This is a genomic window from Rhizobium sp. SVR5-2C (genome assembly GCF_056755115.1).
This window is the reverse complement of the sequence record NZ_JBNDHT010000386.1, coordinates 1-276: the sequence shown is the minus strand read 5'-3', so window position 1 is coordinate 276 and position 276 is coordinate 1. Positions and strand designations below refer to the sequence as shown.

Here is a 276-nt window from a genome sequence, read left to right as displayed (position 1 = left end):
ATAAGGGAAAGCACGGACCAGACAACCATGTCGGCCGTTGGACGGTTCGCCACAGTCGGGTCTGCCGGCCAGTTGTTTGTGTACGAATAGCTGTGGCCGGGCCGATCTGCGGCCGCTCCCCATGCGGTCCACGCGAAGAAGTCGGTCAAGTGCCTAGCTTGTGCCGGGCCCTTGATGTCGTCGGCTAGCAGACCGAGGTTGTGCGAATTCCTCCCGAAATACGTCGTGTAGTAGGAAACGAGATGGTGGTATGCGGCGGTCTGCTGACGTGATAGG

General features: G+C 59.8%; 1 protein-coding gene. It reads right to left on the bottom strand.

What is annotated here, in order from left to right; all coding sequences use genetic code 11:
- Positions 1 to 276 (bottom strand): hypothetical protein (locus ACPYOI_RS36195; protein ID WP_481424187.1); only part of this gene is annotated, 276 nt, incomplete at both ends.